This window comes from Microbacterium sp. B35-04, from assembly GCF_010634885.1.
In the GTDB taxonomy this organism is placed as follows: domain Bacteria; phylum Actinomycetota; class Actinomycetes; order Actinomycetales; family Microbacteriaceae; genus Microbacterium.
The window spans coordinates 82320-96478 of the sequence record NZ_MWLP01000039.1 but is presented as its reverse complement, the minus strand read 5'-3'; the positions used below and the strand labels follow the sequence as shown (position 1 = coordinate 96478).

Here is a 14159-nt window from a genome sequence, read left to right as displayed (position 1 = left end):
GAACGACGGATGCCGCGGCCCCGAGGGGCGCGGCATCCGTCATCTCTGCCGTCGATCACACGCGCGACGCGCTCATCGACCCAGGCGGGGTCAGGAGAGACCGGGGTAGTTCCGCTCCTCGGCGCCGATGTACAGCTGCTGCGGGCGGCCGATCTTGGTCTGCGGGTCGCCCGCAGCCTCGCGCCACTGCGCCAGCCAGCCGGGCAGGCGGCCGATCGCGAAGAGCACGGTGAACATCCGCGTCGGGAAGCCCATCGCCTTGTAGATCACGCCGGTGTAGAAGTCGACGTTCGGGTACAGGCGCCGATCCTGGAAGTACGCGTCGTTGAGCGCGATCTCTTCGAGCTCCTTCGCGAGATCGAGCAGGGGGTCGCTGACGCCGAGCGCGGTCAGCACCTCGTCGGCCGATTCCTTCACCAGCTTGGCGCGCGGGTCGTAGTTCTTGTAGACGCGATGCCCGAAGCCCATGAGCTTCACGCCGTCTTCCTTGTTCTTCACGCGCTCGACGAAGCGCTGCACGCTCTCACCCGAGTCGCGGATGCGCGCCAGCATGTCGAGCACGGCTTCGTTCGCGCCGCCGTGGAGCGGTCCGTAGAGCGCGTTGATGCCGGCCGAGATGGACGAGAACTGGTTGGCGCCGGTGGATCCCACCAGTCGCACGGTCGAGGTGGAGGCGTTCTGCTCGTGATCCTCGTGCAGGATCAGCAGGCGCTCCAGCGCGCGTGACATCACCGGGTCGACCTGGTACACCTCGGACAGCACGCCGAAGTTCAGCTTGAGGAAGTTGTCGACGAAGCCGAGCGAGTTGTCGGGGTACAGGAACGCCTGGCCGATGCTCTTCTTGTGCGCGTAGGCCGCGATGACCGGCAGCTTCGCCAGCATGCGGATCGTGTTCAGTTCGACGTGCTCGGGATTGTTGGGGTCGGACTGGCGCTCGTAGTACGTCGACAGCGCCGAGACGGCCGAGGAGAGCACCGACATCGGGTGCGCGGTGTGCGGCAGCGCCGAGAAGAACCGCTTGAGGTCTTCGTGCAGGAGCGTGTGGCGACGGATCTTCTCGTCGAACTCCCCCAGCTGGTCGGCCGTGGGCAGCTCGCCGTAGATGAGCAGCCACGCGACCTCGAGATACGTGCTGTTCTTCGCCAGCTGCTCGATCGGATAGCCGCGGTAGCGCAGCACGCCCTGGTCACCGTCGATGTAGGTGATCGCGGACTTGGTCGCCGCGGTGTTCACGAAGCCGTAGTCGAGAGCCGTGTAGCCGGTCTGGCGGGTGAGGGTGGAGAGGTCCACGCTCGGCGAGCCGTCGGTGCCCCGCAACAGCGGGAACTCGGCGGACGTATCACCGATCGTGAGGGTGGCCTTCTCCTGGTGGGTGCCCGCGTCGCTCACGGCGCCTCCTCGCGATTTCTGGTCGTACCGGGGGTGTCGTCCGGTCCTGAGCGTCACCGTGGGGCGGTCTGCGTCAGAACGGAGGGGCGGGACGGGCATGCCGCGCCGCCGCGTTCTTACAGCCTAGTGCGCCGCCGCGCCTACTGTTGACACGGCCAAAGGGACCCGGCATCCGATGGAGGAATCCTCAGCGAGGGAGAACGGATGCCGCCCGCAGGCGCTCTGCGGCCGCCGCGATGCGGTCGTCGGTCGCGGTGAGCGACAGCCGGACGTGCTGCGGGAAGTGCACGCCGTAGAAGTGACCGGGGCCGGCGAGGATGCCGAGGTCGGCCAGCCGGCCGAGGCTCTCCCACGCGTCGCGGCCCTCCGTCGCCCACAGGTACAGCCCGGCCTCGCTCGCGTCGATGCGGAAGCCCGCCGCTTCGACCGCGGGCCGCAGCGCCTCGCGCCGGCGACGGTAGAGCTCCTTCTGCGCGGCGACATGCGCGTCGTCCTCGAGGGCGGCCACCATCGCCGCCTGCACCGGCAGCGGCAGCATCAGGCCGAGATGCTTGCGCGCCGTGAGCAGGCGGGCCACCACGGCCCGATCACCGGCGAGGAATGCGGCGCGGTAGCCGGCGAGATTCGACTGCTTGCTCAGCGAGTACACCGACAGGATGCCGCGCAGGTCGCCGTCCGTCACCCGGGGATCCAGCACCGAGGGCACCGGGTCCCGGTCCCAGGGTGCGTCCCACCCGAGTTCGGCGTAGCACTCGTCGGACGCGAGCACCGCGCCAAGCTCCCTGGCCCGGTCGACCACGGCACGCAGCGCGCCCACGTCGAGCACGCGTCCGTCGGGATTGCCGGGCGAGTTCACCCACGCCAGGCGGGTGCCCACCGGCCATTCCGCCGGGTCGTCGGACGCGACCGGCGTGGCGCCGACGAGTCGCGCACCGACCTCGTACGTGGGGTAGGCCGCGCGGGGATGGACGACGATGTCGCCCGGTCCGAGGCCCAGCAGCAGCGGGAGCAGGGCGACGAGCTCCTTCGAGCCGACGGTGGGGAGCACGTCGTCGGACGTCAGTCCTGGCACCCCGCGGCGCCGGTCGAACCAGGCTGCGATCGCACTGCGCAGCGACGGCGTGCCGACGGTCTGCGGATAGGCGTGGGCGTCGGTCGCCGCGCGCAGCGCGTCGGCGACGACCTCAGGCGTCGGGTCGACCGGGGAGCCGATGGACAGGTCCACGATGCCGTCGGGGTGCGAGCGGGCGCGCGCCGCGTAGGGTGCGACGGCGTCCCAGGGGTAGTCCGCGAGGTCGGCGACCCCCACGTCAGTGTTCCTGGGGCGGGAGCGCCTCGATGATCGGGTGGTCCTTGTGGATGACACCCACCTTGGCCGCGCCGCCCGGGGAGCCGATGTCGTCGAAGAACTCGACGTTGGCCTTGTAGTAGTCCTGCCACTCGTCGGGCAGGTCGTCTTCGTAGTAGATCGCCTCGACCGGGCAGACCGGTTCGCAGGCGCCGCAGTCGACGCATTCGTCGGGGTGGATGTACAGCGATCGGTCGCCCTCGTAGATGCAGTCCACGGGACACTCATCGATGCAGGCGCGGTCCTTGACGTCCACACAGGGAAGGGCGATCACGTACGTCACGCGATCAGTCTACCGGCGCACCGTCGTCGCTCGTCGCTCGTCGTCCGCTCAGTCGGCGGCGAGCGTCCGATCCGGCCAGGCGACGGCGAGTGCCACGAGAATCGGCACGGCGAAGGTCCAGAACACCGCCAGACCGGTCTGCGGTACGACCACCGAGCCGCCGGGGCCGCTCCCCGAGAACACCAGCGTCGAGATCATCATGCCGCCGCCGGTCGCGAGGGTCGCCCAGCGGTCTGAGGTGAGGAGACGGACCGCCAGCAGCAGCGCTCCCGATCCGATCACCGCGAGGACGAGGCCGAGCGGGAACCAGCCGAGCTCGTATGAGTGCGCGACGGTGCCGGCGACGCCGTACACCAGCCCGACGACCAGCGCGACGATCCAGCTGCCGATGCGGGCGGGGACGGAGGAACGCATGACTCGATGCTACCGACCAGGTCGGCGTGCCCGGACGGCATGCCCGGCGGCGCCCGGGCTCATGTGGCTTACGCGGCCCAGCCCCAGAGCCGCAGCAGCGCCGCCACGAGCGCCGCGGCCATCACCACGACCAGGAACGGCGCGCGCAGGAGCAGCAGGCCGGCCGCCACGAGCACCGCCGGGACGCGGGCGTCGACCACCACGGCCTGACCGGCGCCCAGGGTCTGCACCGCGACCAGAGCGGCGAGCAGCGCCACCGTCAGCAGATCGGCGATCCGCAGCGGCGTCGGCGCCTCGACCCAGCGGGCGGGGATGAGGTAGCCGACGGTCTTGAGAGCCACGCACACGATCGAGGCCACGAGCACAGCAGTCCACATGGTCACGGCAGACCCTCCCGCTCCGCCACGTCGTCGGGCTCGGCATCCACTCCGTCGTCCTTGCCGAGCCAGTTCGTCCAGCCGACGAGGATCGCGACGGCCGCCGCGACGATCACCGGGATCCCGGGCATCAGCACCGGCGTCAGCACCGTCGCCACCACGGCCGCCGCGATGCCCACCACAATGGGCTGGCGTGCCCGCAGCCGCGGCCACAGCAGGGCGAGGAACGCGGCCGCAGCGGCGGCGTCCAGCCCGTACGCCCGCGGGTCGCCCAGCACGTCGCCGAGCAGCGCGCCCGCGAGGGTCGACAGGTTCCAGCCGATGTAGATGCCGATGCCCGTGACCCAGAATCCGAGCGTGCGCGCGCGCGACGTGCGCTGCGCGAGCGAGACGGCGGTCGACTCGTCGATCGTGAACTGCGCGGCGGCGGTGCGGCGCCAGAAACCCGCGCCGATCACGGGCGACATGCGGATGCCGTACGCGACGTTGCGGATCCCGAGGAGCGCCGCCGAGGCGATCGCCGCCGGCGCCGCGGCCAGTCCCCCGGCGCCGACGATCCCGACGAACGCGAACTGCGAACCCCCGGTGAACATCACGAGGCTCAGAACGCACGTCTGCCAGACGTCGAGGCCGGACGCGACGGCGAGCGCCCCGAACGAGATGCCGTAAGCGCTGGTCGCGATGGCGACCCCGAGGCCCTCTCGCACCGCCCGTCTGGCTTCGCCGGCGCCGTGCGCGTCGTCGAAACGAGGATCGAGAGTCACGTCGCCATGCTAGCGACGAGTCCGGACGAGGATCGGATGTGCACAGGTCGAGGATTGCGCTTTCCGGGCCACGCGAGCATGCTGGGGACACACGCAGAAAACGCTTCCTCGCTTGTGGGTGCCACCACCCGTTCTCATCACGGATTCTGCCGCGGACGAAGGAGTCCCATGAGAACGACGCTGCCCACGCCCACCGACACGCCCGCGCGGCGCATCCGAACACCTCGGCGATCGCTGGCCGCCGGCATCGGCGTGGCGACCGCGCTGGCCCTGGCCGCAGCGCCCGTGGTGGCGCTGCCTGCAGCCGCATCGGCAGCCGACCCCGCGCCCGCCCCCGCCGTGGATCTCGGGCACGAGGTGATCGCGCCGGGCGACGGGTGGGCTTCGTGGTCGGGGCCGACCTATCCGGAGCGCGTCCAGCGCCTCGCCGAGCCCGTCACCGGCGGCACAGCCGCCGGTCCGGCCGAGGTGTACGTCGTCGACGACTGGCAGGAGCTGCGCGACGCCCTCGCGGGAGTACCCGGCGGCTCGCAGAACGATGCGCGCTACAACCAGGTGCCGAGGATCGTTTACGTGACGGGCACGCTCGATCCCTGGCTGCGCGCCGACGGCACTCGTGTCACCTGCGACGACATCGCCTCCCAGGTGACGGTCGCGGGCTCCGGCGCGCAATTCGACATGGACGACTACATCGCGGCGTTCGGCCCGGGCGTCGACCCGTCCGGCCCGCTCGAGCAGGCCCGTGTCGAGGCCGCCGCGCTGCAGGCCCGGCTCACGCTGCAGCACATCGGCTCGAACGTGACCCTCGTCGGCGTCGGCGACGACGCGCGCGTGGTCGGGGCATCCCTGCGCATCCGCGATGCCCGCAACGTGATCGTCCGCAACCTGACGCTGTCGGACGCCTACGACTGCTTCCCGCAATGGGATGCCGGCGACTCCGGCGGCAACTGGAACTCGGCGTACGACAACCTCTCGGTGTGGACGTCCACGAGCGTCTGGGTCGATCACAACACGTTCGACGACGGCGACCACCCCGCGTCGAGCCTCGACACGGTGTACGGCCGGCCGTTCGAGGTGCACGACGGTCTGCTCGACGTGACGCACGGGTCGGACCTCGTCACGATGTCGTGGAACTGGTTCCAGCATCACGACAAGACCGACATCATCGGCTCGTCCGACTCGCGCACGCAGGACCGCGGCCAGCACCGCGTCACGCAGCACCACAACCGCTGGACCGACATCGGTCAGCGCGCTCCGCGGGTGCGGTTCGGCGATGTGCACGTCTACAACAACCTCTACGAGCAGACGGATGTCACCACCGCCGCCTCGTCGCCGGATCACCCGTTCTTCCAGTACTTCTGGGGCGCGGGCAGAGAGAGCAGCATCGTCGCCGAGTCCAACGCGGTCGAGCTCGTCGATCCGTCGAGCGTCTCGCGCATCATCGCCGGATGGGGCGGAACGGAGCTCCGCGCGAGCGACACGCTCGTGAACGGCGAGCCGACCGACGTGCTGACGGCGTACAACGCGACGGCCGCGACCCCGCTCTCCCCCGACGTCCGGTGGGACCCCGCCGACGCCTACCCCTACGCACTGGACGCCGTCGCCGACGTGGCGGCGATCGTCCGCGCGGGCGCGGGTGCCGGCATCCTGTCGTCCGGATCGCCTGTCGCAACCGCCGCACCCGCGGCCTTCGCCGTCTCGGACGACAACGGCCGCGACACCGGGCTGCGCGACGGCGACTACCGGATACTGGCCGACCTCTGGTGGGGGCAGAACGCGACCGTCGTGAAGCTGTACGAGAACGGCGCACTCGTCGACGCGCAGTGGATCGACGGCGCCTCACCCGCCGCGCAGCACGCCGCGTTCGACATCGCGGGGCGCGTCGACGGCACCTACGAGTACACGGTCGTCGCACTCAATCCCCACGGCGAGGCCTCGTCACGGACGCATACCGTGACGGTGACGGATGCCGCTCCCGGCCGAGCGGTGCTCACCGCCTCGGGCGCACGCACGGGCGTCGTGTCGATCACAGCCGATCTGTGGTGGGGCACCAACGCGACCGAGTACGTGCTGTTCCAGGACGGCGTGGAGATCGACCGGCAGCCGCTCGTCGCGGCGACGCCGGGCGCCCAGCACGCGGTCACCACCGTCGGCGAGCTGCCCTCCGGCACGTACGAGTTCACCGCGGTCCTGTCCAACGCCGCCGGAGCCACCGCCGCGAAGCCGGTGACGGTGACCGTCCGGGCGCGCTGAGAATCGCGAAAGGGTACATCTCCGCCACACACGTGGGGAGATGTACCCTTTCGGCGTTCCTGGACGGACGCGGGGCGCGCGTCAGGCGTTGGCGTCCTGGCGCTTCAGGCGCGCCGTCGCACGGGCGCGCTCGGTCGCGTCGAGATTCACCTTGCGGATGCGCACCATCTCGGGCGTGACCTCGACGCATTCGTCGTCGCGCGCGAACTCGAGGCTCTCTTCGAGCGACAGCTGACGCGGCGGCGTCATCGACTCGAACGAGTCCGAGGTCGAGGAGCGCATGTTGGTGAGCTTCTTCTCCTTGGTGATGTTGACGTCCATGTCGTCGGCGCGCGAGTTCTCGCCGATGACCATGCCCTCGTAGACCTCCTGCGTGGGCTGGACGAAGAACGACATGCGCTCCTGCAGCGCGATGATCGCGAACGGGGTGACGACACCCGAGCGGTCGGCGACGATCGAGCCGTTCTGGCGCGTGACGATGTGGCCCGCCCACGGCTCGTAGCCGTGCGAGATCGCATTAGCGATGCCCGTGCCGCGCGTCGTGGTGAGGAACTCGGTGCGGAAGCCGATGAGACCGCGCGACGGCACGATGAACTCCATGCGAACCCAGCCGGTGCCGTGGTTCGTCATGTTGTCCATGCGGCCCTTGCGCGCGGCGAGCAGCTGCGTGATCGCGCCGAGGTACTCCTCGGGGGCATCGATCGTCAGGTGCTCGAACGGCTCGTACGTCTTGCCGTCGATCTTCTTCGTGACCACCTGCGGCTTGCCGACGGTCAGCTCGAAGCCCTCGCGGCGCATGTTCTCGACGAGGATCGCCAGCGCCAGCTCACCGCGGCCCTGCACCTCCCACGCGTCGGGGCGGCCGATGTCGAGCACCTTCAGCGACACATTGCCGATGAGCTCGCGGTAGAGGCGGTCCTTCACCATGCGAGCCGTCAGCTTGTGGCCCTTGACCTTGCCGACCAGCGGCGAGGTGTTGGTGCCGATCGTCATCGAGATGGCAGGGTCGTCGACCGTGATGGCCGGCAGCGGACGCACGTCGTCGGGGTCGGCGATCGTCTCGCCGATCGTGATGTCTTCGAATCCGGCGATGGCGACGATGTCACCGGGGCCGGCGCTCTCCGCCGGGTAGCGGTCGAGTGCGCGCGTCTTGAGCAGCTCGGTGATGCGGGCGTTGCTGGTGCTGCCGTCCGAGCGCACCCAGGCGACGGTCTGGCCCTTCTTGAGCGTGCCGTTGAAGACGCGCAGGAGCGCCAGGCGACCGAGGAACGGGCTCGAGTCGAGGTTTGTGACCCACGCCTGCAGGGGCGCGTCGTCGTCATAGGACGGGGCCGGGACGTGCTGGAGGATGGCCTCGAACAGCGGCTCGAGGTCGTCGTTGTCGGGCAGCGTGCCGTTGTCGGGGCGGTTGCGCGAGGCGGCGCCGGCGCGGCCCGAGGCGTAGACGACGGGAACGTCCAGCAGCGCGTCGACGTCGAGGTCGGGCACGTCGTCGACGAGGTCCGATGCCAGGCCGAGCAGCAGGTCGTGCGCCTCCTCTTCGACCTCGGGGATGCGCGCGTCGGGGCGGTCGGTCTTGTTGACCAGCAGGATGACGGGCAGCTTCGCCTCGAGCGCCTTGCGCAGCACGAAGCGGGTCTGCGGCAGCGGACCCTCGCTCGCGTCGACCAGCAGCACGACGCCGTCGACCATCGACAGTCCGCGCTCGACCTCGCCGCCGAAGTCGGCGTGACCCGGGGTGTCGATCACGTTGATCGTCACGGGCACTTCGGTGTGGACGCCCTTGTAGGTGATCGCGGTGTTCTTCGCGAGGATCGTGATGCCCTTTTCGCGCTCGAGGTCGTTCGAGTCCATCGCGCGCTCTTCCATGTGCTCGTGAGAGCCGAACGAGCCGGTCTGGCGCAGCATCGCGTCGACGAGGGTGGTCTTGCCGTGGTCGACGTGAGCGACGATAGCCACGTTGCGGAGGTCCGGACGGAGGGCGCGCGCCATGAGGGAATCCTTGAAAGAGAATGGGGATGCCGGAGTGCCGGCATCCCCATTCTATTGGGCGCTCCTGTGTGTCGCCTTTCGGCGCTCTCGTCAGCCCTCCAGGCCCGCGGCCAGGAGCGCCGCACGCGCTTCGCGGCGCACCCGCTGCTCTTCGGGATCCGGCACCGGAACCGCAGCGATGAGGCGCTGCGTGTACGGGTCCTTCGCGCCGCGGAGGATCTCGTCCCGGGTGCCGGCCTCCACCAGCTTCCCGTGGTGCATCACCGCGATGCGATGGGCCAGGATGTCGACCACGGCGAGGTCGTGGCTGATGAAGAGGCAGGCGAACTGCAGCTCCTGCTGCAGCTCCTGGAGCAGGTCGAGGAACCGCGCCTGCACTGACACGTCGAGCGCCGAGGTCGGCTCGTCGGCGACGAGCAGCTCGGGAGCGAGTGCCAGGGCACGGGCGATGCCGACGCGCTGCCGCTGACCGCCGGACAGCTCGTGCGGGAAGCGGTTGCGGTACGACCGAGGCAGCTCGACTTGCGCCAGCAGCTCCTCGACGCGCTTGTCGAGCGCCTTCCCCTTGGCGAGGCCGGCCAGCAGGATCGGCTCGCCGATCGACTGGCCGATGGGCATGCGCGGGTTGAGCGAGGACGCCGGGTCCTGGAAGACGATGCCGGTGCGGCGGCGGATCGCGAACAGATCCTTCTGCGAAGCGTCGGAGATGTCTGCGCCGACCGTGGTGAGCTTGCCCTCCGCGATCGGCAGCAGGCCGATCGCCGCGCGCCCGAGCGTGGTCTTGCCCGAACCCGACTCGCCGACGAGACCGACGATCTCCCCCGGGTAGATCGCCAGGTCGATGTGCTCGGCCGCGCGGAACGCGGGGATGCGGCCGCGCTTGGGATAGTCGATCGCGACGTCCTCGAACGCGAGCACCGGCGTGCGCGTCTCGATGATCTCCGCAGCCTCGCTGGCCCGCTCACGGATCAACGAGACGGACGTGAGGGCCTCCGCTGCGACCACGACCTCGGGGATGGCGGGCGACGTCTCGAGCACGCCGAGACCGAGGTGCGGGACCGATGCCAGCAGCTGCTGGGTGTATTCGTGCTTCGGCGCGTGGAAGATCTGATCCACCGTGCCGGACTCGACGACGACGCCCTCCTTCATCACCATGATGCGGTCCGCGAGGTCGGCCACCACGCCCATGTCGTGCGTGATGAGGATGATCGCCGAGTCCAGTCGCTTGTGGAGGTTGCGCAGCAGATCCAGGACCTCTGCCTGCACCGTCACGTCGAGCGCCGTGGTGGGCTCGTCGGCGATGAGCAGGAGCGGGTCGCCCGAGATGGACTGCGCGATCATCGCGCGCTGCCGCTGACCGCCGGACAGCTGGTGCGGGTACTTGTTGAAGGACTGCGCCGGGTTCGGCATCTCGACCATGGTCAGCAGCTCGATCGCTTGCGCCTTGGCCTCGGAGGGGGTCATCGAGCGATCGTGGGAGCGGAGCGCCTCCATGATCTGGAACCCGATCGTGTAGACCGGGTTCAGCGCCGTCATCGGCTCCTGGAAGATGACCGCGATCTCTCTTCCGCGCAGCGAGCGGAGCGTCGCGTCATCCACCCCGCGCAGTTCGCGGCCGAGCAGCTTGATCGATCCGGTGACGCGCGAGTTCTCGGGAAGGAGGCCGAGCAGCGACATCGAGCTCGTGCTCTTGCCGGAGCCCGACTCACCGACGATGGCGAGGACCTCGCCGCGGCGCACCTCGTAGTTCATGTCGATCGCGGCCGGGTAGAACTGGCCCTCGACCCAGAACTCGACGCCGAGGTTGTTGACCTCGAGGATCGTCTCCGGAACGGCGTCCCGCGACGCCGCGATACCGGCGTCCGTGCCCGTCGTGTCAGTCATTCGTGATGTCCCATCTGCAAAGCTTGAGGTCATGTCGTTCCAGGAGGTCGTCTACCGGCCCGTCTTCAGCCGTGTCCTCGCTGTCGTGACCATCGTCATGTGCGGCCTCGGAATCGCCGCGCTGTTCTGGTCGGATCCCGCCTCGGCGGTGCGGTACATGTGGCCGCTCGTCTTCGTGGCCGCCCTGGCGTGGGCGCTGTTCTGGCGCCCGGGTCTGCGGGTCGAGGAGCACGGGATCACGGTCGAGAACGTGCTGCGCACGCATTTCGTGCCGTGGCCCTCGATCGAGTCGATCGACACGCGCTTCTCGCTCACCCTCCACACCGCTGCGGGGCGGATCGGAGTGTGGGCGGCGCCGGCGCCTGGCCGTCACCGCACATTGGGCCTCGCGCCCGGCGATTTCGAAGGAATCGGCGAAACCGCCCGCGGCGGCGCCGGCGAGCTGCGGCCCGCCGATGCCGTCACGACGATGAGCGGCAACCTCGCCCAGCTGATCCGTGGCCGCTGGGAGCAGCTGCGCGGCGCGGGAGCCTTCGCCAGCGGCGTCGACCCCGAGGCGTCGACCACGACGTGGCACTGGGCGACCATCGTCCTGATCGCGGCGCTGGGCGTAGCCGCCGCGATCAGTCTGCTGGTCTGACAGCAGCACCGTCACCGCTCCGGGTCGAACGGCTTGTGCTGCACGTCGCCCGGCTCTTCGGGGCGGGGGTCGTGATAGTTCACGACGTCGCCGGTGTACACCGCTTCGCCGGCCACGGTCACCGACGGCGCGTCGGTGGAGGCGGTGGTGTCGACGAGGACCGGCACCGGGCCCTTGCCGCGAGCGGCACGGGCCATGGCACGCTCGCTCGGCTTCTTCTTCTGGCGCGGGTCGAACGCGTCGCGCAGGCCGTCGCCGATGAAGTTGACGCAGAGCGCGATCATGATGATGAAGACGCCAGGCCACCAGAACAGCCACGGGCGGGTGGAGAACGCCGCCTGGTTGTCCGACACGATCTTGCCGAGCGACGTGTCGGGCGACTGCACGCCGAACCCGAGGTAGCTCAGCGCCGACTCGAGGAGGATCGCCGCCGCCATCAGCAGCGTCGCGTTCACGACGATGACGCCGACGGCGTTCGGGAGGATGTGCCGGAAGATGATGCGGCGGTCACGCGCGCCTGAGACGCGCGCGGCGTCGACGAACTCCCGCTCGCGCAGCGTCAGGAACTCGCCACGCACGAGGCGGGCCATCGTCGTCCAGGCGAACATGCCGATCACCACACCGAGCACCGCGGCGCCCAGGCTTCCGAACGCGTTGCCGAGCACCGAGCCGATGACGATGAGCGGGATCGTGATGATGACATCGGTGAAGCGCATCAGCACGCTGTCACGCCACTTGCCGAAGTAACCCGCGGCCGCGCCGATGACCACACCGATGGTCGTCGCGAGCACGCCCGCGATCACCATCACCATGATCGACTGCTGCGCACCGCGCATGACGACCGCGAAGATGTCGCGGCCCACCTCGTCCTGACCGAACGGGTGCTCGCCGATCTGGAACGGCCACAGCGACAGCGTCGGAACACCGTTGTTGATCTTGGGGGCGATCTCGTCCCACGAGTACGGCCACCACCCGGGGATCCGAAGACCCCACAGGTTGACGCCCACCGACGTGAAGGCGAGCAGGATGATGAGGATCAGCACAGCACCCGAGACCATCGCACCGCGGTGCCGGAAGAACCGGCGGCGGACGATCTGACCCTGGCTGAGGCCCTCGGTCTCCTTCTGCTCGATGGAGATCTCGGCGACAGCCTGGGTTTCGGTCCCGGGCTGCTCGGTGATGGAGGTGTTCATGTCAGCCCACCTTGATTCTGGGGTCGAGCGCCGCGTAGACGAGGTCCGCGATGAGGTTGAAGAGGACGGCGATCGTGCCGGTCACGACGAAGAACGCCATGACGGGGTTCGGGTCGTGCGCACCGAGTCCGGCGACGAACAGGCGGCCCATGCCGGTCCAGCCGAAGACCGTCTCGGTGACCACCGCCCCGCCGATGATCGCGCCGACGTCGAAGGCGATAATCGTCGTGATCGGGATCAGCGCGTTGCGGAACGCGTGGCGAACCACGACCGTGCGCTGGGTGAGGCCCTTCGCGCGCGCCGTGCGGATGTAGTCCTGGTTCATGACCTCGAGCAGGCTGGCCCGCGAGTAGCGGGTGTAGCTGGCGAACGAGATGAGGATGATCGCGATCGTCGGGAGCAGCAGGTGGGTGAACAGGTCGATTCCCTGCACCCAGAAGTTTCCGCCGAGTCCCGGGGTCGACGCCCCGACGGTGGCGATCGGCCGCCCGCGGATCTTGCTGGAGTTCGAGTAGACCTCCCAGTACGACATGTACTTGTCGAGAGCGATCAACGCAGCGACGAGCAGGCCGACGATCGCCGTCGTGCGGACCACGGGTGCGCGATCAGGTGCACCCATGAACCAGCCGACGGCACCGCTGACGACGACCGCCAGCACGGCCAGCCCGAGGAAGACCGGGAGCGTCATGTTGTTGAGGATGTAGTTCTGCATCGGCATGTACAGCGCGATGCCGATGACGGCCACGATGAGCGAGGCGTACACCGCATTGCGGTTGCGCAGGCCCGTGGAGATGGCGGTGACGCCCAACGCGATGCCCACGGCGAGGAAGCCGAAGACGAAGATGCCGATGTTCGGGTCGGCGAACCACTGCGTCGCAGACAGCACCGCGAGTACCGCGCCCGTGGCGACGGCCGAGAGGCCGAAGACGATCAGGCGGCGACGCCATCTGCCGCCGATGAGCGACATCCAGATGAGACCCGCGCCGAGCGATATGCCGATGATCACGGGTATGGAGATCGTCGGCTCGCCGAGCCAGTCATTGAGCCGGATCGCGCCGTACTGCTTCAGCAGCACCGCGACCCAGAACACGGGGAGCGAGAAGAACAGGAAGGCGATGAGCGTCACGCCGTAGTCGAAGCCGGTGTACTGGCGCAGCGCCGAGAGGATGCCGACCGAGATACCGAGGATGATGGCGACGACCGTGGCGGTGGTGACAAGCGTCAGCGTCGACGCGAGCGCATTGCCCAGGAGCGCATTGACCTGCTGGTTCTGGATGCTGACCCCGAAGTCGCCGCGGAAGAGGGCGCCGAGCCACAGGAAGTAGCGCAGCGGCGGCGGGACGTCGAGGTTGAGGAGCTTGGTGCGAGCTTCGATGAGCTCGGCCTTGTTGGGAGCGCTGCTCTCCTTGATGTCCTGCAGCGGATCGCCCGAGAGCGCCGTGAGGATGTACATCAGGAAAGTGGCGGCGAAGAGCACCAGCACGGATGCGATCAATCGCCGGAAGATGAATGAAGCCATGGATTGGCCGCCTACCTATCGATGAATCAGCGCCGGATGCGCGGACCGGATTTTGTCCGTCACCGCGCACCGCGCTGGGAGGAGTTTACGCGGGTGAGGTGCA

General features: G+C 69.1%; 12 protein-coding genes. 2 read left to right on the top strand and 10 right to left on the bottom strand.

Going from position 1 to position 14159, the window contains the following annotated elements; all coding sequences use genetic code 11:
• Nucleotides 1–90: 90 nt before the first annotated feature.
• The 6 genes from B1729_RS11105 to B1729_RS11080 all read right to left on the bottom strand — a co-directional run bounded on the left by B1729_RS11105 (nt 91) and on the right by B1729_RS11080 (nt 4575).
• The gene (locus B1729_RS11105) at nt 91–1389 is read right to left on the bottom strand and encodes a citrate synthase (RefSeq protein WP_163632712.1); all 1299 of its coding nucleotides are present in this window, start codon (nt 1387–1389) and stop codon (nt 91–93) included.
• A gap of 187 nt (nt 1390–1576) precedes the next feature.
• Nucleotides 1577–2698 carry a succinyldiaminopimelate transaminase gene (gene dapC, locus B1729_RS11100; protein ID WP_163632710.1) on the bottom strand — a complete coding sequence of 374 codons (1122 nt, stop codon included), beginning with the start codon at nt 2696–2698 and terminating at the stop codon, nt 1577–1579.
• Between the two features lies 1 nt (nt 2699).
• The gene (gene fdxA / locus B1729_RS11095) at nt 2700–3020 is read right to left on the bottom strand and encodes a ferredoxin (protein WP_018170155.1); all 321 of its coding nucleotides are present in this window, start codon (nt 3018–3020) and stop codon (nt 2700–2702) included.
• Between the two features lie 48 nt (nt 3021–3068).
• Entirely contained in the window at nt 3069–3434 is a 366-nt protein-coding gene (locus B1729_RS11090) for a DUF6113 family protein (protein WP_163632708.1), read from the bottom strand.
• A gap of 68 nt (nt 3435–3502) precedes the next feature.
• A complete protein-coding gene (locus tag B1729_RS11085; RefSeq protein ID WP_163632705.1) occupies nt 3503–3817 on the bottom strand; it encodes an AzlD domain-containing protein in 315 nt (104 codons plus the stop codon).
• Nucleotides 3814–4575: an AzlC family ABC transporter permease gene (locus B1729_RS11080; RefSeq protein ID WP_163632703.1), complete on the bottom strand. Its 762-nt coding sequence runs from the start codon at nt 4573–4575 to the stop codon at nt 3814–3816. The genes B1729_RS11085 and B1729_RS11080 overlap by 4 nt, the downstream gene beginning before the upstream one ends.
• Nucleotides 4576–4743: 168 nt before the next feature.
• Here B1729_RS11080 and B1729_RS11075 point away from each other — a divergent pair, with 168 nt between their 5' ends.
• Nucleotides 4744–6828, top strand: a complete 2085-nt coding sequence (locus B1729_RS11075) for a hypothetical protein (RefSeq protein ID WP_163632701.1) — start codon at nt 4744–4746, stop codon at nt 6826–6828.
• A gap of 81 nt (nt 6829–6909) precedes the next feature.
• Here the strand turns inward: B1729_RS11075 and typA are convergent, their stop codons facing one another.
• Nucleotides 6910–8820 carry a translational GTPase TypA gene (typA, locus tag B1729_RS11070; RefSeq protein ID WP_163620139.1) on the bottom strand — a complete coding sequence of 637 codons (1911 nt, stop codon included), beginning with the start codon at nt 8818–8820 and terminating at the stop codon, nt 6910–6912.
• Between the two features lie 90 nt (nt 8821–8910).
• Complete coding sequence (locus tag B1729_RS11065; RefSeq protein WP_163632699.1) at nt 8911–10704, bottom strand: ABC transporter ATP-binding protein; 1794 nt, start codon at nt 10702–10704, stop codon at nt 8911–8913.
• A gap of 31 nt (nt 10705–10735) precedes the next feature.
• Between B1729_RS11065 and B1729_RS11060 the strand changes: the two genes are divergently transcribed.
• Nucleotides 10736–11344, top strand: a complete 609-nt coding sequence (locus B1729_RS11060; protein WP_163620143.1) for a PH domain-containing protein — start codon at nt 10736–10738, stop codon at nt 11342–11344.
• Nucleotides 11345–11355: 11 nt separating this feature from the next.
• Here the strand turns inward: B1729_RS11060 and B1729_RS11055 are convergent, their stop codons facing one another.
• Complete coding sequence (locus B1729_RS11055; RefSeq protein ID WP_163620145.1) at nt 11356–12537, bottom strand: ABC transporter permease; 1182 nt, start codon at nt 12535–12537, stop codon at nt 11356–11358.
• Nucleotide 12538: 1 nt separating this feature from the next.
• Entirely contained in the window at nt 12539–14056 is a 1518-nt protein-coding gene (locus tag B1729_RS11050; RefSeq protein ID WP_163620147.1) for an ABC transporter permease, read from the bottom strand.
• Between the last annotated feature and the right edge of the window lie 103 nt (nt 14057–14159).